This window comes from Methylocaldum sp. GT1TLB, assembly GCF_051027445.1.
GTDB lineage: Bacteria > Pseudomonadota > Gammaproteobacteria > Methylococcales > Methylococcaceae > Methylocaldum.
Genome location: NZ_CP194898.1, coordinates 667,479 through 688,793, shown reverse-complemented (window position 1 = coordinate 688,793; position 21,315 = coordinate 667,479). Strand labels below are relative to the sequence as shown.

The window sequence follows — 21,315 nt, the reverse complement described above, 5'->3', positions numbered from 1 at the left end:
AATCCGACACCTTGAACCTATGAGCACGAAATCCATCGTCCTAACTGGAATAACCACGACCGGTACACCTCATCTCGGCAATTACGTGGGCGCCATACGCCCTGCCATCGAAGCCAGCCGCGATCATAACGTCCTGCCTTTCTATTTTCTGGCGGACTACCATGCCTTGATCAAATGCCAGGACCCGGAACGCGTCCGCCAATCGACACTGGAAATCGCCGCCACCTGGCTGGCCTTGGGTTTGGATACGGAAAACGCCGTGTTTTACCGCCAGTCGGACGTCCCCGAGATCACGGAGCTGGCCTGGATACTCAGTTGCGTCACTGCAAAAGGACTGATGAATCGCGCCCATGCCTATAAGGCCGCGGTCCAAGCCAATGAAGAAAGTGGCGAAAGCGACCCCGATAAGGGCGTCACCATGGGATTGTTCAATTATCCCATCCTGATGGCGGCCGATATTCTGATCTTCAACGCCAATAAAGTTCCCGTCGGAAAGGATCAGGTTCAGCATATCGAAATGGCACGCGATATCGCCGGACGCTTCAATCATATTTACGGCGAGCATTTCGTGCTTCCCGAAGCGGACGTCAGCGAGGATACCGCTGTGCTATGCGGATTGGACGGGCGTAAGATGAGCAAGAGCTACGACAACACCGTCCCGCTGTTCGCACCCGAAAAACAGCTGCGCAAGCTGATCATGAAGATCAAGACCAACTCTCTGTTGCCGGGCGAACCCAAAGATCCGGACACCTGCACCCTGTTCGGCATCTATAGGGCGTTCGCGACAAAGGAGGAGACTACGGCGATAAGGCGCCGCTACGCGGAAGGCATTGCGTGGGGAGAAATGAAAAACATTTTGTTCGAGTATCTGGACGATCATCTGAAAGCCGCGAGGGAACGTTATGAAGCACTGCTACAAGCACCCGACAAAATCGAGGAAGCATTGCAGGACGGCGCCCGCAAGGCCCGAAGCTACAGCGCCCCGCTGATACGGAAGGTCCGCCACAGCATCGGAATCCGAAGCCTGAGTCTCTGACCTTTGCGCGCCGTTCGGATGCGGCGTCGCCGCCGCTTATCCCGCGCCTTACCGTCGGGAATGACATGTCGCACGATCCCAAATACTGGGCAAAAGGATATCTCGAGGCAGCCGGCCCATTAAGATTGTTCCGGCTGCTGGTCCTGCTGGCGCTGCTCGCCGGCTGTGCGCCGAACCGACTGGACGAGGCGCTGGCCATGGAAGAGGCCGGCGCCGAACGCACTATCTATTTGGTCGATCTGGGCTGGCACACCGGCCTAGCCGTCAAACGAGCCGATATCCCGCCCGGGTTGTGGCCGGAAAGCCAAGACTTTCCGAAAGCGGAGTATCTCGAAGTAGGCTGGGGAGACCGCGATTTTTATCAGGCCGCCGGCTTCAACCTCTGGTACGGGTTCAAAGCCGTCGTGGCCCCCACCGCCAGCGTTCTGCACGTTGTCGGAGTCCCCGTTCATCCGACCGCTTATTTCCCCGCCGCCGAGATCGTTGAGGTCCCCTTGTCGGAACAGCAGCTCAGGCAACTCATCGTATCCATTCACAACACCTACGCCCGCGAGAATACGGCCAGAGCGCAAGCCATCGGCCCGGGTCTATATCCCGACAGCCGCTTTTATGCAGCCGAGGGCAAATTCCATCTGTTCAATACCTGCAATGTCTGGGTTGCGCGAATCCTGCGCGATGCGGGCCTGCCCGTCGTGCCGTTTTTCGCGGTCACGTCGCGGGGGCTCTTGTCCCAGGTGCGAGAGTTCGGCAAGATCGTTCGGCCGGAGTCGGAAGGTCGCTATTAATCAGGCCCGTAAATACCCTCCTGGTATTTCGGGCCGCCGCCCAGGCCGGTACACGCCCGGCCTGGGCTCACGCGGCTTGTCGCCGCGCCGGGGCATCCCTGCCCCGGATTAACCCGGCCTATAAATATAGGCCGGGTTAATAAGTATCGGCGTAGGAATCGCTTCAAGGCTCTTTTTGATATTTCACGCTTACCGGTTATCGCGAGGAAACTCCATGCACGTCGTCATCATTGGTTCAGGTATCGCGGGCATCACTTTCGCGGAGGAACTTCGGAAACTCGCGCCGGAATGCCGAATTTCCGTCGTAACTCAGGAAGGCCACGGCTATTATTCGCGGCCTATGCTATCCCACGGCTTTTCGAGGGACGACATCGAAACCAAGATCATTCTGAAGCCGTTCGATGCACTGCACGATGCCGGCATCGCGATCTATCGCGAAACCAGCGTATTGACACTCAACCGCGACGACAAAACCATTGTCTGCCGGAACAGTTCGGGCGAATTTACCCTGAATTACGACAAGGCGGTGCTCGCGCCCGGCTCGGATGCGCTGATTCCGCCCCCGTTTCAGACGAGCCGCGATTTGTTCTTTGTCGTCAACAGCCTCGACGACTTGATCGAACTCCGGCGGCATCGGGAAAAAATCGTCGAGACATCGGCAAAGCCCCTGTGGGCGGTGATCGGTGGCGGGCTGATCGGCTGCGAAGTCGCTTCCGATCTGGCCAAGGCGGGCGATCGGGTGGTCTTGTTTCATGCCTTGGCAAGACTCATGGAACGTCAGTTGATCGAGGAAGATTCGGCAACTCTGTTGCAGGTATTGCAGGGCCACGGGATAGAGGTTCGCTTGAATGCCTCGGTCCAGGGCTTCGAAAAAATCGGCAGCCTTTACGCGGTGAAGTTGCAGGACGAAACGGCTAGCGGTTTCCACGGCGTCATCGTCGCCTGCGGTTTCAAGCCGCGAACCGAACTGGCGCGGCGCATCGGGTTAAATGCCGATCGGGGCATATTGGTCGATGAGTTCCTGCGCACCAACGACCCCGACATCCACGCCATAGGCGATGCCGCCGAATTCGTGGACGGCCGCTTGTACGCCTATATCATGCCGATACGGCATCAAGCCTTCTGGCTGGCCCGTTTTCTTGCCGGGCAAACCAACGAGCCATGGCAGCCGCCCGATTTCAAACCGCGCGCCAAAGTGCACGGTTTCAATGCAGTGCACCCTTATATTTTTTGATGGGGCAAGGGTCGAGAAACCGAAGGTCACATCCGCCAAACCAACAGCTTGCCGGAGCGGCCATCTCGCGGGATCAAGGTCTGATCCGGTTCGACACCCGGTACCTCGAACGTGTTGCTGATGAAAAGCGACCCCGGCTTCATTTCCTTCCGCGCCTTGCGCCACAGGCGAGGCATGGGTGCCGGCGATAGAAAGGCGTAAACCACATCGAAACGGCCGAGATCCTCGATCCAAAAATCGCCGAAACGGATACGGCAGTTCTTTTCGTTCCGCAATCGAAACCGGCCGAGCAGGGCCGGCAGAGGCGCCGATTCGACGCCCCGGAATTCGCCGGATTTGCATTGCCCGGCTAAAACCGCCAGGCCGCCGCCCCAGCCGCAACCGAGGTCGATGAATTTGAACGCGGCGTTCCGCGGCAACAACTCGGAAACGGCAAGCCAGGTTTCGCGATCGGTCAAATAAAAAGGAACCCGCTCGCGAAGATTACTGCGAAAAACCAGCCACATCAGGACGAAACCGGCCAAATACAGGACCGGCGGGAGATTCAGCCGCCAGCTGACGGCGATTGCGGGAACGAACAGCGCCTGGATCGGCAGCCACCAATAAGGAAGTCTCAGCATCCAGCCGAAGGCCATGGCGAGAAGACCTTCAAATGCCACGGCGAACTCGAGGGACGCCCAGAACAGGCCGCCGCTCTTTAGAAGCAGGAATGTGCCTAAGATGGCCAAGAGTTGGCTCAGGACGGCCCTGAACCAAACCGGCAGCGCTTCGACCATGAATATGGTGCCCTAGAGTGCGGACGCGGCCTTGTTGGCGGCCGGCACCATGCCTTGGCCCGTAATCGCCCCTTTGTCCAGCGGCTTTTGCATAGATATATCTATCCCGGAACCGCCGGTAATGATTTCTTCGGCCGTATGCTTGTTCATCACGATGATGGAAATGCGCCGATTGGTGGCGGCCAAGGGGTCTTCCCTGACATAAGGAACGCTCGAAGAGAGCCCCACCACCCGCATCATTTTTTCTTCCTTGAGGCCGCTCTTGATCAGCTCCTTGCGGGCGGAATTGGCACGGTCGGCGGATAATTCCCAATTCGTATAACCCTGTCCTTTGCCCGGAAACGGCTTTGCATCCGTATGTCCGGCGATGCTGATCTTGTTCGGCAACTCGTTGATGACCGGCGCGATTTGGCGAAGTATCTCCGATGCATAGCCTTCCATTTTGGCGCTCGCCGAATTGAACATGGGCCGGCCTTCCGAATCGATGATCTGGATACGTAGCCCCTCCTGAGTGATGTCGATCTTCAGTTGATTCTGGAACTGTGTGAGCAAAGGGCTGGTTTCGATCATCCGCTCGATCTTTTCCTTCAGCGCCTCGAGTTGTTCCATCTCCTTTTCCGATTCGGCGGCTTCTCCGACGATATCTTCCTTCCCTTGGTCGGTCAGTTTGACTTGACCCTCGGATTGAGTGATGTCCTCCCCTCCTCCCTTGATCACGCTGGTTGCATCGCCCGTGTTGGGACCGCCTTGCCGGGAAGGTTTCCAGGGATCCTTGAAATACTCGGCGATGCCTTGCCTGAAAGCGGGTTCGGTCGTACCTAAAAGCCACATCAGCAAAAAGAACGCCATCATCGCGGTGACGAAATCGGCGTAGGCCAGCTTCCAGGCTCCTCCATGATGGCCGTGACCGCCTTTCTTGATTTTCTTGATGACGATTTGGTTCGAATTATCGGCCATGGTCTTATCCGGATAAGCTCGTTAACGGCTTTCTTTGAGATGCTTCTCCAATTCGGAGAATTCCGGACGCTCCGCGGAAAACATCGCTTTGCGGGCGAATTCCACGGCGGTGGATGGGGCGTAACCGTTTATCGAGGCGATCAGCCCGGCTTTGATGCTTTGATAATACTTCGTCGATTCCGCCAAACGTTGTTCCAACAGACCCGCCAGGGGACTGATGAAACCATAGGCAACCAAAATACCCAGAAATGTGCCGACCAGTGCCGCGGCGATCAGCTTGCCGAGTTCCGCCGGCGGCAAACCCACCGACTCCATGGTATGCACCACGCCCATGACCGCGGCGACGATGCCGAACGCCGGCATGCCGTCCGCGAGGCGTTGCAGCGCCTGTATGGGCAGGTGGCCTTCCTCGTGATGGGTTTCGATGTCGATGTCCATCAGATTGTCGATTTGATGGACGTCCAAACTGCCGCTCGTCATCAAGCGCAAATAATCGGTGATGAACTCGACCGCGTGATGGTCGGCCAGCACCTTGGGCGCGGATTTGAACAATTCGCTTTGATCCGGCGTCTCGATATCCCCTTCGATGGACAACAGCCCATTTTGACGGATCTTGTTGAAGATCCGATACAAGAGCGTCAAGGTTTCAAGATAAAGCGCCTGGTTGTATTTGGAACCCTTCAGGGAGCTCATCAACGCGCCGAAAACGGCTTTCAAGACCTTGGGATTGTTCGACACGACGAATGCGCCGAGCGCGCCGCCGAAAATGATGATGACCTCGTTCGGTTGAATAAGAACGCCGATATGGCCTCCCGCCATCAAAAAACCGCCCAGAATGGCGCCCACGACGATGATGTAACCGATAATGACGAACATGCGTTAACTCTTTGGAGATGCTTAACTGAAGGGCGGCACGGATAGCCGGTCGAAGTTTGGTGCTGGTTGTCCGAGCCACAGCAGGCTCGAAAAAAGTCTAGACGAAAAAACGTGGCGCTCGTCTCAAAAAACGAAACAGACTTGAAAACGGGAAGGATCGCCCCAAATTCTCATCGTCATCTTATTAACCCAGGGCAGGGATGTTCCGGCGCGGCGACAAGCCGCGTGAGCCAAGGCGGGACGTGTAACCGGCCTTGGCGGTGGTCCGTAAATACCAGGAGGGTATTTACGGGCCTGATTAATAGAGTCGATCCACTTAAACCTCCGGAGGAAAGTCACTGCCATGACCGTAGCAGAAAGCAAGGTAACTTTTGGGTTCGAAGCTGAGGTAAAACAGCTTCTGCACCTGATGATTCACTCCTTGTACAGCAACAAGGAAATCTTCTTGCGCGAGCTCATCTCGAACGGATCCGACGCTGCCGACAAGCTCCGCTTTATGGCACTGGGAAACGATGCGCTGTACGAGGGCGACAGCGAGCTGAAGATTCGGATCGAATACGACAACACGAACCGGACTTTGACCATTACCGACAACGGCATCGGCATGACCCACGACGAGGTCCGCGAGAACATCGGGACCATCGCCCGCTCCGGCACCCGCCAGTTCTTCGAGTCGCTGACCGGGGACGAAGCGAAGGACAGCCAGCTCATCGGCCAGTTCGGCGTGGGCTTCTATTCCGCATTCATCGTTGCCGACAAAGTCACCCTGGAAACCCGCAAGGCGGGTCTGGACGCGGCCCAAGGGGTACGCTGGGAATCCAAGGGCGAAGGCGATTACACGCTGGAAACCATCGAAAAACCCGAGCACGGAACGAAGATTACGCTGCACCTCCGCGAAGGCGAGGACGAGTTCCTGGACGGTTGGAAACTCCGGTCGATCATACGCAAATTCTCCGATCACATTTCCTTGCCGATCCTGATGAAGAAGGAAGCGTACGGAGACGAAAAGCCGGCAGCGGACGAGTGGGAAACCGTCAACAGCGCTTCCGCCTTATGGGCAAAGAACAGGGATGAGATTTCGGACGAGCAATACAACGAATTCTACAAGCACGTTTCCCACGACTTTCAGGAGCCTCTGGCTCGCCTCCACAGCCGCGTGGAGGGCACCAACGAATACACCCTTCTGCTCTACATTCCGTCGCATGCGCCGTTCGATCTGTGGGACCGCGACGCGAAGCACGGCGTAAAGCTTTACGTGCGGAAGGTTTTCATCATGGAAGGATCGGAGAAGCTAATGCCCCGTTATCTCCGCTTCGTCCGCGGCGTGATCGACTCCGATTCGCTCCCCTTGAACGTTTCGCGGGAAATTCTTCAGGAAAACGCGCTGCTCGAAAAAATCCGCTCAGGCGCGGTCAAGAAGGTTCTCGGTCTGTTGGAGGACATGGCCAGGAACGAGCGGGAAAAATACCAAGCTTTCTGGAAGGAATTCGGCCAGGTCATCAAGGAAGGTCCGATCGAAGACTTCAAGAACCGCGACCGCATCGCCAAACTGCTGCGCTTCGCCTCCACTCATAACGATTCCGATGTCCAGAACGTTTCCCTGGAGGATTACGTCGGCCGCATGAAGGAGGGGCAGGACAAGATTTACTATATTACGGCCGAGAATTACGCCGCGGCCAAGAACAGTCCGCACCTGGAAATCTTCCGTCGCAAGGGATTGGAAGTACTCCTGCTGCACGATCGGGTCGACGACTGGCTGGTCAGCTATCTCACCGATTTCGAAGGAAAGCATCTGCAATCGGTGGCCAAGGGGGATCTGGACCTGGGCACCCTTGCCGACGAAGCGGACAAGAAGCATACCGAAGAAGCCAGCAAGGCGTTCCAGCCCGTTATCGACAAAATCAAGCAAACGCTGGGCGACAAGATCAGCGATGTGAAAATCAGCGCTCGCCTGACCGACTCTCCGGCTTGCCTGGTCAGCGAAACCTACGGGCTAAGCCGTACCATGGAACGCATCATGAAATCGGCCGGGCAAGACGTACCGGTCAGCAAACCGATTTTCGAGATCAATCCCGATCACCCCCTAGTGACAAGGCTCAAGGAAGAGGCGGACGAATCGCGCTTCGCCGATCTGACCCATATTCTTTATGACCAGGCGGTCCTCAGCGAAGGCGGCCAGTTGGACGATACCGCCGCCTTCGTCCGCCGTTTGAACGGCTTGCTTCAAGCTGTCATGCACTATTAACCCGGCCTATAAATATAGGCCGGGTTAATCCGGGGCAGGGATGCCCCGGCGCGGCGACAAGCCGCGTGAGTCCAGGCCGGGCGTGTACCGGGCCTGGGCGGCGGCCCGAAATACCAGGAGGGTATTGACGGGCCTGATTAATAATCCATAAGGCGGCGCTGACCGCGACGATGGATTTAGCCGTTCGGCGATCCTCTGCCGACTCAGCGAATCGCCGAACGGCTGCGTCGGGAAAGGATTCCCGACCTACTCGCAACGCTCTTGTAGGTCGGCAATCCCTTGCGGACGAACCGGAAAACGCTTTTAAAACCCGTACTTGGAGTTATTGTGCACAGGACCTTTCTTCTTCTCGGCGCTGCTGCCGGATTCCTCGGCGTCGCCATGGGCGCATTCGGAGCTCACGGATTACGAGCGGTTCTAGACGAATACCACCTCGCGATTTACCGCACCGGCGTGGAATATCAGATGTGGCATGCGCTGGGTCTTGCCTTGATCGGCATAACGGCCAAACAACTCCCCGATACGCGCCTTCTTGTCAAGGCCGGCTGGTTCATGTTCGCGGGAATCGTACTTTTTTCCGGAAGCCTTTATGTCTTGAGTATCACCGGAGTTCGCTGGCTGGGCTGGATTACCCCCTTCGGGGGCTTGTCGTTTCTCACCGGCTGGTTCCTGCTAGGGCTTTCAGCCTGGCGGCTCGGACGGGAATAACCGACCCTTCAGATCTCCTCGTCGGCGCTCACGGTGGTTTTGCCTCGCTCGTCGTACAATCGGTTGACCGTTTCGAGGAACCATCGCGGGCGGTTGATGATGACGTACAATCCGATCAGCCCGACGACCGGTATCGGAAAAATATCCAATATCATCAAACCTATCAGCGTGATGAAGCATTTCGTTCTGGTGCTCATAATCTCGGATCCAGACGCTTACTATTAACCCGGCCTATAAATATAGGCCGGGTTAATCCGGGGCAGGGATGCCCCGGCGCGGCGACAAGCCGCGTGAGCCCAGGCCGGGCGTGTACCGGGCCTGGGCGGCGGCCCGAAATACCAGGAGGGTATTTACGGGCCTGATTAATAAGATCGATAGTCTGACCAAGGACTCTAGTGCGCTTTGGGCGGTCGACTCTCTTGCACCAACACCCACGGCGCAACGACCACGGCCCAAAAGGTGCACTTCGAATCGACCCATCGCCTGGCGTGATCGTCGGTCGCCCGCACAACCTGCCCTCTTTGGATCCACTCTTGCAAAGCGCTTTTATCGTCTTCGGCTATCTTTGCCGCAGCCTCGACCAAGTTCAATTCCGGTCCAATAACGATTAAGACGCCTCTGGCAAAATGGCGCTCCAGCTCCTGCCAGCCGATTTGTCCGGTTTCCGCCGCAAGCTTCTGGCGCAGTTCGGTATCGTGCATTTTGGCTGTTTTTAAAGTCATCAAATAAAGGATTGGAATCGAGAAACGCTCGCGAATTCACTGAACCGGCAGCCGCCAAGCTTCGCCTATCGGTCGAATCGCTCGATTATGATCGCAGAAATGGAGGGATAAAAGAGAGTCCTGTTTTTATCCTCATCACATGCGGTGGGGATAAAAAAAGAAGAAGGCAGAAACGGTATATTTGGGTGGGGGATATTTCTGCCTTCTGGGGAAACCGAATCTAGAGAGTCGAAAAACCTGCTTAAAGGGAACCCGCTCTGATTTCCTTTTCAGCCTCTAGCCAATCTTCGACTTCGTAACCAGGAACAAAGCCCCGCTTTTCAGCACGATAATACGCGGCTTCGGCAATCTTTTGGTTTATCTCGTCATCGGGAAATGGAACCGGATTGCTCGGAGCATCCGACATCAAATCTTCCGACATGTCATCCACGGCTTTCAGCGCTTTCCTAGCCATAGCAAGAGAACCTCCTAATTTCTAATTTCTTTTTCCTTAAAGACAGAAGGGAAACGAGAACCTCCCTGTTCGAAATTGCATCCCAGCCGAACTCGGATTGTCCGGTCACATAGGATCAATTCAAATCCATTGCAACCATCCCGGTTGGATTAAGAATTGTCTCAATCTCCTACGGAACATCCCGGATCCGTCAAGAACGTCCTGTCCTTCGGCAAAAATCCCTCTGCTTCTAAGCCGTATTGCGGTCCTTATTGGAACGTTCCGGTTCCGAACTCGACGTCATCCTTCGGAGGTTTTGCCAGCCTACGGCTGTCGTTCGAGTGGGTGTATTTAACCGTCGTGGTTTCGTGTGGAGAATACGTAAGAGTTCGTATCCTGCCGGATTAGATTGCTACGATTCGCGGTCCTGGGCTTCCGCTCGCAGGAGGACAGCCGGACTACCCTTTACTCCTGGCTCGCATGGCGCAGCTTCTCGAGATCCCACACCTTGGCGGCATCCCAACCGACGGTTACCACCTTGCCCTGCCTCGAGCATGCGATCTGCTCGATGGAACCCTCGTGTGCGAGCACACTTCCCAGCTTTTTGGCCTCCGCAATATCCCAAAGGTATAGATTGCCGCTTTTCGTACCCACCGCTATCCAGCCTTTCCGGCTTTCGCGGCAGAAACCCGCAATCTCGCTGTCATGATCTCCCAAGCTGGCGATGAGTGTGCCTGATCGCGTATCCCAGAGTTCGAGAACAGGCCCCTCGCGAAACGCCACCAAGAAACCGTCCTGACTCAAACCCAGAAGGGATCGGTCGGTATTGAGCTCGGATTGCTTGGCGATCTCCATGGACGCCGCATCCCAAAACCAAACTTCCCTGCCCGAGGCAGTGACCAAAAGGGGCTTGCCGTCGTCCCTGCGAACGAACGCCAAAGCGTCCGATCCCTCATGCGTAGCGCGCAAGAATTTTCCGCTGCCCGGTTCCCAGATTCCGGCCGGTCCACGGGCGATCCACCCCACGGATTTGCCGTCCGGCGAAAATGCGACGGACTTCACGTCGTACCACTCCACGGCGTAGTCCGCCAGCAGCTCTCCGGTTTTTTGATCCCACAACACGAGATACCCGCCTTCGTGCCCGGACATCCCGGCCGCGATCCGGAGGCCGTCCGGAGAATATGCCAAAGCCTCCAAATAGCGACCGCCGCGGGTCTGAAAGCCGTTCTTGTCCCGGATCAACCGCCGTCCCGTGGTCGAATCCCAAAAATATAGGCTGGTTCCGCCCACCGCCAGAATGTCCCGTCCGTCAGGCGAAAAAATGGGAAGGGCGATGCCGGCGCGTGGCTGCAAGTGCGTGCGCTCGAGCCGGGCGACCAATCCCCGCTGGCGCTGAAGCTGATCCAATGCTTTTTCCGCATCCTGCTCGTGTGGACACGCTTGGCAATCCCGCAGATAGTCCAAGTATCCCTCGATGGTATTCTGGGTTTTGGCCTGCTTCCAGGATTTTCGATCCTCACCTTCATCGCCCTGGTAACGAATCAGCGCGACCACTACCAGCACCGCAAGGCCTAGTACGAACAATCCGATGAGCAGTTTTTGGATAAACGACAACAGCGCGTTCATGATTGAAACAGAATTCCTGAGCGTTTCGATGCAATACCGATGACAAGCTTATTCTTTAAATAACCCTACCGCTACCGGGGTTCATGGAAAGGAATGCTAGCGAACCGATTGCGCCAACGGCAAGCTTGTCCCCTTTCGACGCATTGGCCGATGCGACGCAAGAAATCCGATATCGCTCGTCGACGAGTCGATGGCTCCGGAGCGTTATCTCTCCCATTCGAAAAGAATGTCCGCCCCGCTCTGCTCTCCGGTCTCCGATTGAAGCCGCCAATGCTCATTGAGCTTATAGCGCAGCTTGAACACGTTGCTCGACTGGAATATGCCGAGACCGTATTGCAGGTAAAGCCGCGGCGTTAGGTATTTCCCCAAGAATAGCGATGTGGTTTCGGTGCCGTTCGGTGTTCCGACTCCGATCTCGTCCAATAGTCCCCCCAGTCCGAACCGGCTGCTGATTTCTCTCGCGAGCAGGCTTCCGGCCGCTCCGCCCAGGGAAGAAGCGGCATTTCTCAGCCTGTCGCCTTCCTCGCGCGGCGCAAAGTCCATGGGTTTTCCGGCGATCAGGTAGGCGAGAATGTCCGCTTCGGGCAACGGCGGTATGGAGTACAAGGAAACGTTGGGGTTCTTGAGCGAGCCGAGTACCCGCACACCGGCCACTACCTGGTCCAGCCTGCGGGTGACGGTAACGTCCAATCCGGGGTTGTCCACCGGCGTGTCCGTGAAAATCAAACGCCCGTCGTCTATGGTCAAGTCAACCCCATAGAAGGAATAGGTACCGTCCTGAACCACGATCTGCCCGGTTCCGCGCGCCTCTTCGTTCGGCTCCTGAACGATTCTTACCCTGCCGCCGATTTCGCCTTGGAAGCCGGCGGCCTTTACTTGAATCTTGTCGCCGAGGACGACTTGAACGTCGCTATGCAGTCGAAACTCTGTTTCCTCCTCGCCCGGTTCGCCGTTGACCAGCACGACGTCCTCGGACGGGGTCACGGCCTGTTCCTTCTTGGGAACGTTGATAAACGCTTCCGGAACATCTACCCGTCCCCGCATATCGATCCGCTGCCGTTCGGTCATGATGTTGATATCCGGCGACAAGTAGACCTTGGCTTCCGGCGTGTCGACGCCGAGAAACCGGGTTCCGTCCAGATTCAAGTTCAAGGGCCAGCCCGCCGTACCGTCAAGCCGCCAGAGGCCGCTCATCCGTACGGTTCCGCCACCCGACATCGCGCTCCCTTCGAGCCGGATTTGTCGTTGCTCTACCGAGTTCGCCCGCAGCGTCAGATGTTCGATACCGATGCCCAATTGAGGTACGCGAAAACCGGCATCCGGCACGCTGGCCTCGAGATCCAACAAAGGCGCTCTCGCTGTGCCTTCGATCCCTAAATCCGCCCGGAACGAGCCGCTCAAGCCTTCGATTTGCGCCAGCCAGGGTTCGAACACCGCCAAGGTTTCCAAATCGACGGTCAGACGTCCCGACACCGGCAGATCCTGAAGCTCGGCCAATCGGAAGGTTCCCCGGCTCTCCAGCGCCCCTTGGATGTCCAGGAGTCCCGCCTGACGTATTCCGACTTGCATCGTCAATATTTGGCCGGAAAGATCCGCGTATATCGATGCCGTTTCCGGTCTTATCCGAACCTTCTTCGACTCGTTGACGGTAAGATCGAACGCTAAGCCTTCCGCATCGAGATCCAGAATGCCTTGATCTATCAGATCGTCTTTGCCGCGAAGTACGGCGCTGCCTTCCAGCATGCCCGAGATAGGCATCGGCTCCGGCAATTCAGCCCCGAATAGCTTTAAGGGAACACCCGACACGCGGGCGGCGGCCCACCATTCGCCGCCTTCGGCGATCTCTCCTTCGAAACACCAGCGTGCGTCCCGGTTGGTCAAACAGATTTCCTCGATCTCGCTTCGGGTTCGCCCGAGCTTCAAGCTTGCGGGCTCGCGCAGGGTCCAGGAACCCGATCGAGGTTCCTTGAGATCGAACCTGCTCAGTACGCCGCTCCAGGCATCTTCGCGCAACCCGCCTTCCGCTTCGAAGGCTAGCGCATAGGGCGGGCTGTCGATCCGTCCGGTCAATTCATGTCTTTCCCGGCTGCCGCGTCCGGAAAGTCCGATATCCATGGTATAGGTGTCGAAGCGGACCGAATTCCCTTGTAGATCGAAGGTCAACGGCGCGTTGGGCGCGGCGCCCGCATTGAGCGTCAGGCTCAAATCCCGTACGCCGTACTCCTGGTATTTCAAGCCGGCGGCATTGAGCTCCGCTTCGACGGCAGGCGCCGATCGGGCTCCTTCCAGCTTTCCGCTGCTCGTCATCCGGCCTTTGGCGCCCGGCAGCCAGATTCCCAAATCGTCGGACCTCAGTGTCCAGCGGAGATTCAACTGCGGCCCCCAAGCGCCGTCCACCACCAGGGCCGTGGACACGCTGTTCACGCGAAAATCCCGGAACACGACGGCGTCTTCCGGAAATCCGATGTTTCCTTTCGCCTGAACCCGCTGATCCCTTATCAGCCCGTCAAGTTCGACCCGGACATCCGAGCGGGTTCCGGCAACGGTCAACCTTCCTTCGGGACTCCGCCATGCGCCATCCGCTTGCGGCGGCCAGAGCAGGTTCTTCCATCGGGCCTCCAGATCGATTTCCGGTGTTTCCTGAAGACCGCGAACCTGCCCCGAGATAGCGATCTCCGTTCCGGTCTCGGGGAGCCTCAGGATGAGCGCTTCGAGCGCAAGTTCGCCGGGGTCCCGGTAGCTCAGGTCCAAGCGCCCTCGCGCTTGGCCCACGTCCGGCACGGTCAACGCGAAATCTCCGGAAACCTTGGCTGTGCGGCTGGTGCCCTCGCCTTTCAACTGTGCGGAGAACGGCCACGCCTTCCAGTCCCGATCGAGCCGGTCCAACGGAAATTCGGGAAGATCGACCTCGGCATTCCAAGCGCGGGAATTTTCTCGGATCAGGACCTCCGCCGTCACGCGCATTGCCGTCGGAGCCGTAATCCGCTGGACCGTCGAAATCCGCTCCAGGTCTCCTGTAATCCTTCCGCCCCCGGCAATTTTCGGCCGGTCCGGCAGCTCGACGGTCCATGCGGTATCGAGGTCGATAGGTCGTTCTTCGCCGGGAGCGATGGTTCCGCCGAGCGATGCGCTGACCTCGGGCGTTTTTACGCTGAGCCGTTCGACCGTCATGCGGCCTTCGCGAAGTTTCAGACCCGCATCGATCCGTTCCAGACGGATCGGCTCCGCCGATTCGGACGACTGCCAGCTTGCATCGCGAATCTCGATCTCGTCGATCGCTATATCCAACGGCAGACGTAAATCGGGCAACCGAGGGGCTTTCGGCTCCGGCGCGGCTTCGGCGATCTGCAAGACGCGGACATCCCTCAAGCGAACCGTGTCGAGATGCAAGGTTCGGCGCAGCAAGGCCCTCGGCCGCCATGCGATCTCGAGTTCCCGGAGGTCTATGCTCAATCGCTCATCCCGGTAACTCAGATCCTTAAGCGAAAATCCGCCCAGCACCGAGCCTGAGGCAGGGCCGATTTTCAAACCGCCGACCCCACGCTCCACGCCGCGAACCAGCCATGTTAGGCCGATCTCGGTCGCGAGCAGCACGTAGCCGACGGCGGCGAGAACAAGAAATACGACCAGTACGGCTGCCGTCAGGCGCTTCATAAATCGGGACCCAGAATCAGATGCACCTGAAACGAGTCCTCCGCCCTCGACAGGGGCACGGCGAAATCGAGCCGAACCGGACCTATGGGCGAACGCCAGCGGGCTCCCAGGCCGACACCATGACTGAACGGTTCGTCGAAATGATTGGCGGCACGTCCGACATCGTAAAAGACGGCCACGCCCCAAGGGCCGAACAGCGTCCGCTCGTATTCGATGCTGCCGACGGTCAGGTAGCGCCCGCCTATGCGGTCCCCGTCCGCATTCCTCGCGCTGATCTCGTTCAGACGATAACCGCGCACGGACCTGTCGCCGCCGGCATAAAAGCGTTGCGTAAGCGGCAGCTCGCTGAATTCGTCGGTCGCGATATAGCCGAGCTGGGCGCGCGCGATCAGCCGGTTGCGCTCCCCCAGGCTGTAGATCCCCTTGGCGTTGAGCCGCAGCTTGAAAAACGAAACATCGGATAGCAGGTCTTTCGAAGCTCCGTTCCCGATCAGGTCGATACGCGCCCCGCGCTCGGGATTCAGCACGTTTTCCGAGCTCAACCAGGTATAACCCAGGCTCGGAAGCAACAAAACCGCGGTCTGCGGACCCTCGCCCACATCGAAACGCTCGCGCTGCAGATCCAGCGACAATACTTCCCGCAAACCCCAACGGGCGGTCGAATGCCTGATGCCGATGCGTGCGACTTCGGCTGTACCGGCCAGGGTATCCTCGGTGCCGATTTGCGCGGCAAAGCCGAGCTGATCCTTTTCCGGACGCTTCAAGGGAATGGCGTATAGCGCGTCGAGTTCGGTACGGATGAGCGACAGCCGCAGGTCGGCGTAGAAGCTATGTCCATGGCGATTCAGGTAACGATTGCGATAGCCCAGGGTTAAGCGCGGGCCGGTGTCCGTGCCGTATCCGGCACCGGCCTGAAACCGGTTTTTCGGCTGCATTGCCAATGAAACCGAAACCGGGACCTGTCGAGCATCCGCCTGCTCGGGGTGCGGGATGACGTCGGCCTTGCTGAAATAACTGCTGTCGAGCAGGTTTTTCTGAAGCCTGGTCAGGGTCGAAGAACGAAAAGGTTCGCCCGCGTGGAAATTCACGAAACGTTCGAGCAGCGACGGCTTGAGCGGCGTTTCCGAGAATGAGACTTCGCCGAAGCGGTAACGTTTGCCGGTATCGAAATGCAGATGGATCTCGGATCGGTAATCCGAAAGATGCACCAAAATTTCAGCACGGCTGAAGCTGGCGTCGAAAAACCCGAACTCGGTCGCGGCTTCCGAGAACGCCTCCTTTCCCTTTTCGTAACGGGTATGGTCGAGAACATCACCCTCCTTCAGCGGAAAGCGTGCAATCAAGGTTTTGAATTCCCGCAGTTCGAGACCTTCGCCCGTCAAGCGGACATCCACTTCGCTCAGCTTGATCGGATCTCCCGGATCGATTCGGTAGACCGCCAGCCAGCCCGGCCCTTCGCGCGTCAACGCCGCGTCGATTTTCGGGCGGTAGTACCCGAACGGTTCCAGCGCTCTTCGGATCTCGTCCGGCGCGCGCTCGTGAGCGATGCGAATCCTGTGCGGGTCGCTCATGCTTTCCGCCTGGGCGATGGTCAGCAGCGCACGGACGTTTCTTTCCAGCCTCTCGTCGAGCCCCTCGATTCTGATCGCAACCTGTTCGGCGCTCCATGCGGATGCGAAACATAGCAAGCAACTGAGCAATAAGATCCACCGCACCCCTGTTCCCCGTAATCCCGTTTGCGCCGAATAAACTCGCAGCACAGATGGTCTAATGATCGCAGAGGCTACAAACACGGAAAAGCAAAGGAGTAACAATCATGGGACTTTTCGATTTTGCAAAGGACATCGGACATCGGCTCTTCAGCGAGGAAGGCCAGGCCGCCCGAAAAATAGAAGAGCACATCAACGAAAACAATCCCGGCATCAAGAACCTGAAGGTGGATTACCGTGATTCCGTCGCCTATCTCTCCGGCGAGGCGGACTCGGCGGAGGCTTTGCAGAAAGCCGCACTGATGGCCGGCAACATCAAGGGCGTCGAAGCGGTGAAGGTGGAAGGCGTCAAGCTGCCGGCAGGCGTAGCTAGCCCCCAGGCGGCGGAGACCTACGGCGACACGCAGTACTACGTCATCCAGTCCGGCGACACCCTTTCCAAAATCGCGCAGCAGTTCTACAAGGATCCCAACAAGTATTCGAAGATTTTCGAAGCGAACCGCGAGGTCATCAAGAACCCCGACCTGATCTTTCCGGGGCAGAAGATACGGATTCCGACCGTGCATTAGAGAGCTGGCGACCGATAACGCCTCGTTCTCCTCGAAACCGATTGTGGGGTGGGTTAGGCACGCATCGCACGGAATCCACAAAGTTCCAGCGGAGTTTCCGCGTGCCGTAACCCACCGGACAAGGCCGCGGTGTCGGTGGGTTACGGCGCGCAGAGAGTCCTGCGATCACGGCATCGTTCGTGGTCATGCGCGCCTAACCCACCCTACACCAGGAGCGCCAATCGGAACCTTGTTTCCGGCCACGTCCCTCAGACTAGGAGCGTCAGTTGCTCCACCCGCTGAAAGCCTTTCGGCAGCGGATTTCCGCGCCGCGCGCGCGATCCTTGGTAATGGGCCAGATCCTTGGCCGTCACGCTCAGGCTACGCTTGCCGCAGTGAACCTTCAGACCGGCGTCGGGGGGCACGGCAGTCATGGCTACTACGTAATCCTGCCGCGCGGCCAGATCCGCCGGTTGAATCTGGATCAGCTTATTGCCTTTGCCCTTGTTGAGGACCGGGATCTCGCTGATGGGGAATACCAGAAACCGGCCTTGCGCGGTGGCGATCGCCACCAGATCGGACTCGGGTTGACCGACCAGTACCGGCGTCAGGACCTTCGCATGTTCCGGTACCGTCAGCAGGGCTTTGCCCGCCCGGTTCTTGGTGTGGAGCTCCTTGAGCTGGGTAATGAAACCATAGCCGCTGTCGGTCGCGAACAGATACCAGTCGTCGTCCGCACCTGCCAGCACTGCCTTGAACAGCGCACCCGGCGGCGGGTTGAGCCGTCCGGTCAGGGGTTCTCCCTGGGAGCGGGCGGATGGGAACTCATGGGCCGGCACGGCGTAACTTCGGCCCGTTGAATCGAGGAAATAGGCCGGCTGGTTGCTGCGCCCGAGCGCGGCAGAGAGAAAGCTGTCGCCGGACCGGAAAGCGAGCGTGGTCGGATCGATATCATGCCCTTTGGCGGCGCGAATCCAGCCTTTTTCGGAAAGAATGAGCGTGACCGGCTCGCTGCCGATCACCACGGTAATGTCCAGGGCTTGGGACGCCTGGCGAGCGACGATGGGGGAACGGCGCGCATCGCCGTATTTTTCGGCGTCCTGTTTCAGCTCGTTCTTGATCAGAGCGTTTAGCTTCTTCTGTGAACCCAGCGTGGCTTCGAGGCTGGCCCGTTCCTTTTCCAGCTCGTCCTGTTCGCCGCGAATCTTGATTTCCTCGAGCTTGGCCAGATGACGCAGCTTCAGTTCCAGAATGGCCTCGGCCTGCACGTCGCTCAGCCCGAAACGCTCCATCAGCACGGGCTTAGGTTCGTCTTCGTTCCGGATGATCGCGATCACCTCGTCGATATTGAGGTAGGCGATCAGCAAGCCTTCGAGGATGTGCAAACGCGCGATGACCTTGTCCAGCCGGTACTGAAGCCGCCGGCGCACGGTCTCGGTGCGGTAGCTCAGCCATTCCAGCAGGATTTCCTGAAGATTCTTGACCTGCGGCTTGCCGTTCAGCCCGATCATGTTGAGATTGACCCGGTAGGTCTTCTCCAGATCGGTGGTCGCGAACAGATGCGACATCAGTTGATCCGCGTCGATGCGCCGCCCGCGCGGCATGATGACCAGCCGGGTCGGGTTCTCGTGATCGGATTCGTCGCGGAGATCCTCCACCATGGGGAGTTTCTTCGCCTGCATCTGGGCGGCGATCTGTTCCATGATCGCGTTGCCGGACACCTGGTGAGGCAAAGCGGTGACGACGATATTCCCTTCTTCCAGCTCCCACCGCGCCCGCAAGCGGATCGAACCGTTCCCGGTCTGGTACATGCGGACGATATCTTGGCGCGGGGTGATGATCTCGGCTTCAGTCGTGAAATCCGGACCCTTGATCGAGTCGCATAGCTCTTCGACGCTGAGCCGGGGGTCGTCCAACAAACGAATGCAGGCTCCGACCACCTCGCGCAGGTTATGCGGCGGAATATCCGTCGCCATGCCTACCGCGATGCCGGTCGAGCCATTCAGCAGCACGTTCGGCAAGCGCGCCGGCAGCAGGGCCGGTTCGTCGAGGGTGCCGTCGAAGTTCGGCAACCAGTCGACCGTACCCTGCTCCAGCTCCGACAACAGGGTCTGCGCGTACGGCGTCAGGCGCGCCTCGGTATAGCGCATGGCTGCGAAGGATTTGGGATCGTCCGGCGAGCCCCAGTTCCCCTGTCCGTCGATCAAGGGATAGCGGTAGGAAAACGGCTGGGCCATCAACACCATGGCCTCGTAACAGGCCGAATCCCCGTGGGGATGGTATTTACCCAATACGTCGCCGACCGTGCGGGCGGATTTTTTATATTTGGCCTGGGCCGATAAACCCAGCTCGGACATGGCGTAGACGATGCGTCTTTGCACCGGCTTGAGTCCGTCGGCGATATTGGGCAAGGCACGGTCGAGAATGACGTACATGGAATAATCCAGGTACGCCTTCTCGGTGAAATCTTTCAATGGTATGCGTTCGTGGGAAACGGAATTCACGGTTTTTTCGGTAGAGAGTGAGCGATTGATAAACAGAAGAGCCTGGGCGGTTGCATCTCCGCCGATGTGTTAAGGAAGCTCTGAGTAAGTGGATTTCGATTATGGTTCGACAAGCTCACCACGAGCGGAATCAATACCTTACCGTTCGTCCTGAGCCTGTCGAAGGACTTAATCAGAGCTTCCTTAACTGATCATTTTAAGTCCTTTCGCAGCCGCCTGCCTTATCACGGTTACGCTCGTTCCCAATCTCCGGATTGGGAACGCTGCCTTGGAAGCTCCGGCTTCGCGAAATACGGCAAGCAGGAGCTTGCAAAACCCGGTTCCCAAACCGGAGCTCGGGAACCGGCACATCGTGGGTTTGTGCTGCCCGTCAAACCACGGCAGCGCCGAATCTTGTAAGATTGCGTCTTTAAACATCCACTGCCATCCATGCAACGACTGACCATCACCTGCCCTGACGACTGGCATTTGCACCTCCGCGACGGCGCCGCCATGCGCGACGTGCTGCCGGACAGCGCACGGCAATTCAGCCGAGCCGTCATCATGCCCAATCTGAAGCCGCCGGTCACCACCGTGGCGGACGCCCTCGCCTACCGCCGCCGCATTCTGGACGCCTTGCCCGGCGGGCTCGAATTCGATCCGCTGATGACGCTCTATCTCACCGAGGGAACCTCGCCCGAGGAAATTCGGCGGGTTGCCGAGGAACCCGAGATCGTGGCGCTGAAACTTTATCCCGCCGGCGCAACGACGCATTCGGAAGCCGGGGTCGCCACCCTCGAAAAGATCTATCCGGTGTTCGAAGCCATGGAGCGATACGATGTGCCCTTGCTGGTGCATGGCGAAGTGACGGATGCCGAGGTCGATATCTTCGACCGCGAAAAAGCGTTCATCGACAGGCATCTGACCGCCATCGCAAGCCGATTTCCGGCGCTCCGCATCGTTCTGGAGCACGTCACCACACGGGACGGCGTCCAATTCGTGCAGGATGGCGGGCCGAACATCGCGGCTACCATTACCGCCCATCATCTGCTTTATAATCGCAACGCCCTGCTGGCCGGAGGCGTTCGTCCCCATTTTTACTGCCTGCCGGTATTGAAACGCGAAACTCATCGCCTGGCCTTGGTCGAGGCGGCAACCAGCGGCAACCCAAATTTTTTCCTGGGAACCGACAGCGCGCCTCATCCACGCAGTCAAAAGGAATCGGTCTGCGGCTGTGCCGGGTGTTATACCGCCCGCGGGGCGCTCGAGCTCTATGCGACGGTTTTCGAATCCGCCGGTGCCCTGGACAAGCTCGAAGCGTTTGCGAGCTTCAACGGCCCGGATTTTTACCGTCTGCCGCGCAATCAGGCAAAAATCGCGATCGAGAAATCCGAGTGGAAGATGCCCGAGGCCATCCCATTCGGTGACGATACCCTGGTGCCGCTCAGGGCGGGCGAGACGATAGGCTGGCGTGTTGTCGAGCGGCTACGATAAACGATAAATCACGCGTCAGACACTCCATT

At 58.1% G+C, this 21,315-nt stretch carries 17 protein-coding genes; 7 read left to right on the top strand and 10 right to left on the bottom strand.

The window, feature by feature from the left end; all coding sequences use genetic code 11:
• Window positions 1–19 precede the first annotated feature (19 nt).
• The 3 genes from ACR2R1_RS02945 (at window position 20) to ACR2R1_RS02935 (ending at window position 3,055) form a co-directional block, all read left to right on the top strand.
• Window positions 20–1,036, top strand: coding sequence for a tryptophan--tRNA ligase (locus tag ACR2R1_RS02945; RefSeq protein ID WP_086134803.1), 1,017 nt, complete (start codon window positions 20–22; stop codon window positions 1,034–1,036).
• Between the two features lie 65 nt (window positions 1,037–1,101).
• Window positions 1,102–1,821, top strand: coding sequence for a DUF2459 domain-containing protein (locus ACR2R1_RS02940; protein ID WP_434112594.1), 720 nt, complete (start codon window positions 1,102–1,104; stop codon window positions 1,819–1,821).
• Between the two features lie 214 nt (window positions 1,822–2,035).
• Window positions 2,036–3,055, top strand: coding sequence for an NAD(P)/FAD-dependent oxidoreductase (locus tag ACR2R1_RS02935; protein ID WP_086134805.1), 1,020 nt, complete (start codon window positions 2,036–2,038; stop codon window positions 3,053–3,055).
• A gap of 26 nt (window positions 3,056–3,081) precedes the next feature.
• Here the strand turns inward: ACR2R1_RS02935 and ACR2R1_RS02930 are convergent, their stop codons facing one another.
• Genes ACR2R1_RS02930 through motA form a run of 3 tightly spaced genes read right to left on the bottom strand, consistent with a single transcriptional unit; the run spans window position 3,082 to window position 5,664 of the window.
• The gene (locus tag ACR2R1_RS02930) at window positions 3,082–3,831 is read right to left on the bottom strand and encodes a class I SAM-dependent methyltransferase (RefSeq protein WP_086134806.1); all 750 of its coding nucleotides are present in this window, start codon (window positions 3,829–3,831) and stop codon (window positions 3,082–3,084) included.
• A gap of 12 nt (window positions 3,832–3,843) precedes the next feature.
• Window positions 3,844–4,788, bottom strand: coding sequence for a flagellar motor protein MotB (gene motB, locus ACR2R1_RS02925; protein ID WP_086134807.1), 945 nt, complete (start codon window positions 4,786–4,788; stop codon window positions 3,844–3,846).
• Between the two features lie 21 nt (window positions 4,789–4,809).
• A complete protein-coding gene (gene motA / locus ACR2R1_RS02920) occupies window positions 4,810–5,664 on the bottom strand; it encodes a flagellar motor stator protein MotA (RefSeq protein WP_156881845.1) in 855 nt (284 codons plus the stop codon).
• A gap of 343 nt (window positions 5,665–6,007) precedes the next feature.
• Between motA and htpG the strand changes: the two genes are divergently transcribed.
• A complete protein-coding gene (htpG, locus tag ACR2R1_RS02915) occupies window positions 6,008–7,909 on the top strand; it encodes a molecular chaperone HtpG (RefSeq protein ID WP_434112592.1) in 1,902 nt (633 codons plus the stop codon).
• Window positions 7,910–8,236: 327 nt separating this feature from the next.
• Complete coding sequence (locus tag ACR2R1_RS02910) at window positions 8,237–8,617, top strand: DUF423 domain-containing protein (RefSeq protein WP_205780711.1); 381 nt, start codon at window positions 8,237–8,239, stop codon at window positions 8,615–8,617.
• Window positions 8,618–8,625: 8 nt separating this feature from the next.
• Here ACR2R1_RS02910 and ACR2R1_RS02905 read toward each other — a convergent pair whose 3' ends face one another.
• From ACR2R1_RS02905 to ACR2R1_RS02880, 6 genes are all read right to left on the bottom strand, one after another.
• Entirely contained in the window at window positions 8,626–8,814 is a 189-nt protein-coding gene (locus ACR2R1_RS02905; protein ID WP_434112590.1) for a hypothetical protein, read from the bottom strand.
• A gap of 195 nt (window positions 8,815–9,009) precedes the next feature.
• Window positions 9,010–9,339: a DUF2288 domain-containing protein gene (locus ACR2R1_RS02900; RefSeq protein WP_208110007.1), complete on the bottom strand. Its 330-nt coding sequence runs from the start codon at window positions 9,337–9,339 to the stop codon at window positions 9,010–9,012.
• A 241-nt stretch (window positions 9,340–9,580) separates the two neighbouring features.
• Window positions 9,581–9,793: a DUF2934 domain-containing protein gene (locus ACR2R1_RS02895; protein ID WP_077729572.1), complete on the bottom strand. Its 213-nt coding sequence runs from the start codon at window positions 9,791–9,793 to the stop codon at window positions 9,581–9,583.
• Window positions 9,794–10,237: 444 nt separating this feature from the next.
• Window positions 10,238–11,398, bottom strand: coding sequence for a WD40 repeat domain-containing protein (locus ACR2R1_RS02890; RefSeq protein ID WP_434112588.1), 1,161 nt, complete (start codon window positions 11,396–11,398; stop codon window positions 10,238–10,240).
• Between the two features lie 204 nt (window positions 11,399–11,602).
• Window positions 11,603–15,052 carry a translocation/assembly module TamB domain-containing protein gene (locus tag ACR2R1_RS02885; protein ID WP_347258053.1) on the bottom strand — a complete coding sequence of 1,150 codons (3,450 nt, stop codon included), beginning with the start codon at window positions 15,050–15,052 and terminating at the stop codon, window positions 11,603–11,605.
• A complete protein-coding gene (locus ACR2R1_RS02880) occupies window positions 15,049–16,767 on the bottom strand; it encodes an autotransporter assembly complex protein TamA (protein ID WP_086134813.1) in 1,719 nt (572 codons plus the stop codon). Before ACR2R1_RS02880 ends, ACR2R1_RS02885 begins: the two co-directional genes overlap by 4 nt.
• A gap of 101 nt (window positions 16,768–16,868) precedes the next feature.
• On the opposite strand from ACR2R1_RS02880, the gene lysM reads away from it, so the two are divergent.
• Window positions 16,869–17,330 carry a peptidoglycan-binding protein LysM gene (gene lysM / locus ACR2R1_RS02875; protein WP_347258052.1) on the top strand — a complete coding sequence of 154 codons (462 nt, stop codon included), beginning with the start codon at window positions 16,869–16,871 and terminating at the stop codon, window positions 17,328–17,330.
• 248 nt (window positions 17,331–17,578) lie between these two features.
• Here lysM and parC read toward each other — a convergent pair whose 3' ends face one another.
• A complete protein-coding gene (gene parC / locus ACR2R1_RS02870) occupies window positions 17,579–19,813 on the bottom strand; it encodes a DNA topoisomerase IV subunit A (RefSeq protein WP_086134814.1) in 2,235 nt (744 codons plus the stop codon).
• 429 nt (window positions 19,814–20,242) lie between these two features.
• Here parC and pyrC point away from each other — a divergent pair, with 429 nt between their 5' ends.
• Window positions 20,243–21,286 (top strand): dihydroorotase, encoded by a 1,044-nt coding sequence (gene pyrC, locus ACR2R1_RS02865; protein WP_434112585.1) that lies wholly within the window; start codon window positions 20,243–20,245, stop codon window positions 21,284–21,286.
• Window positions 21,287–21,315 lie beyond the last annotated feature (29 nt).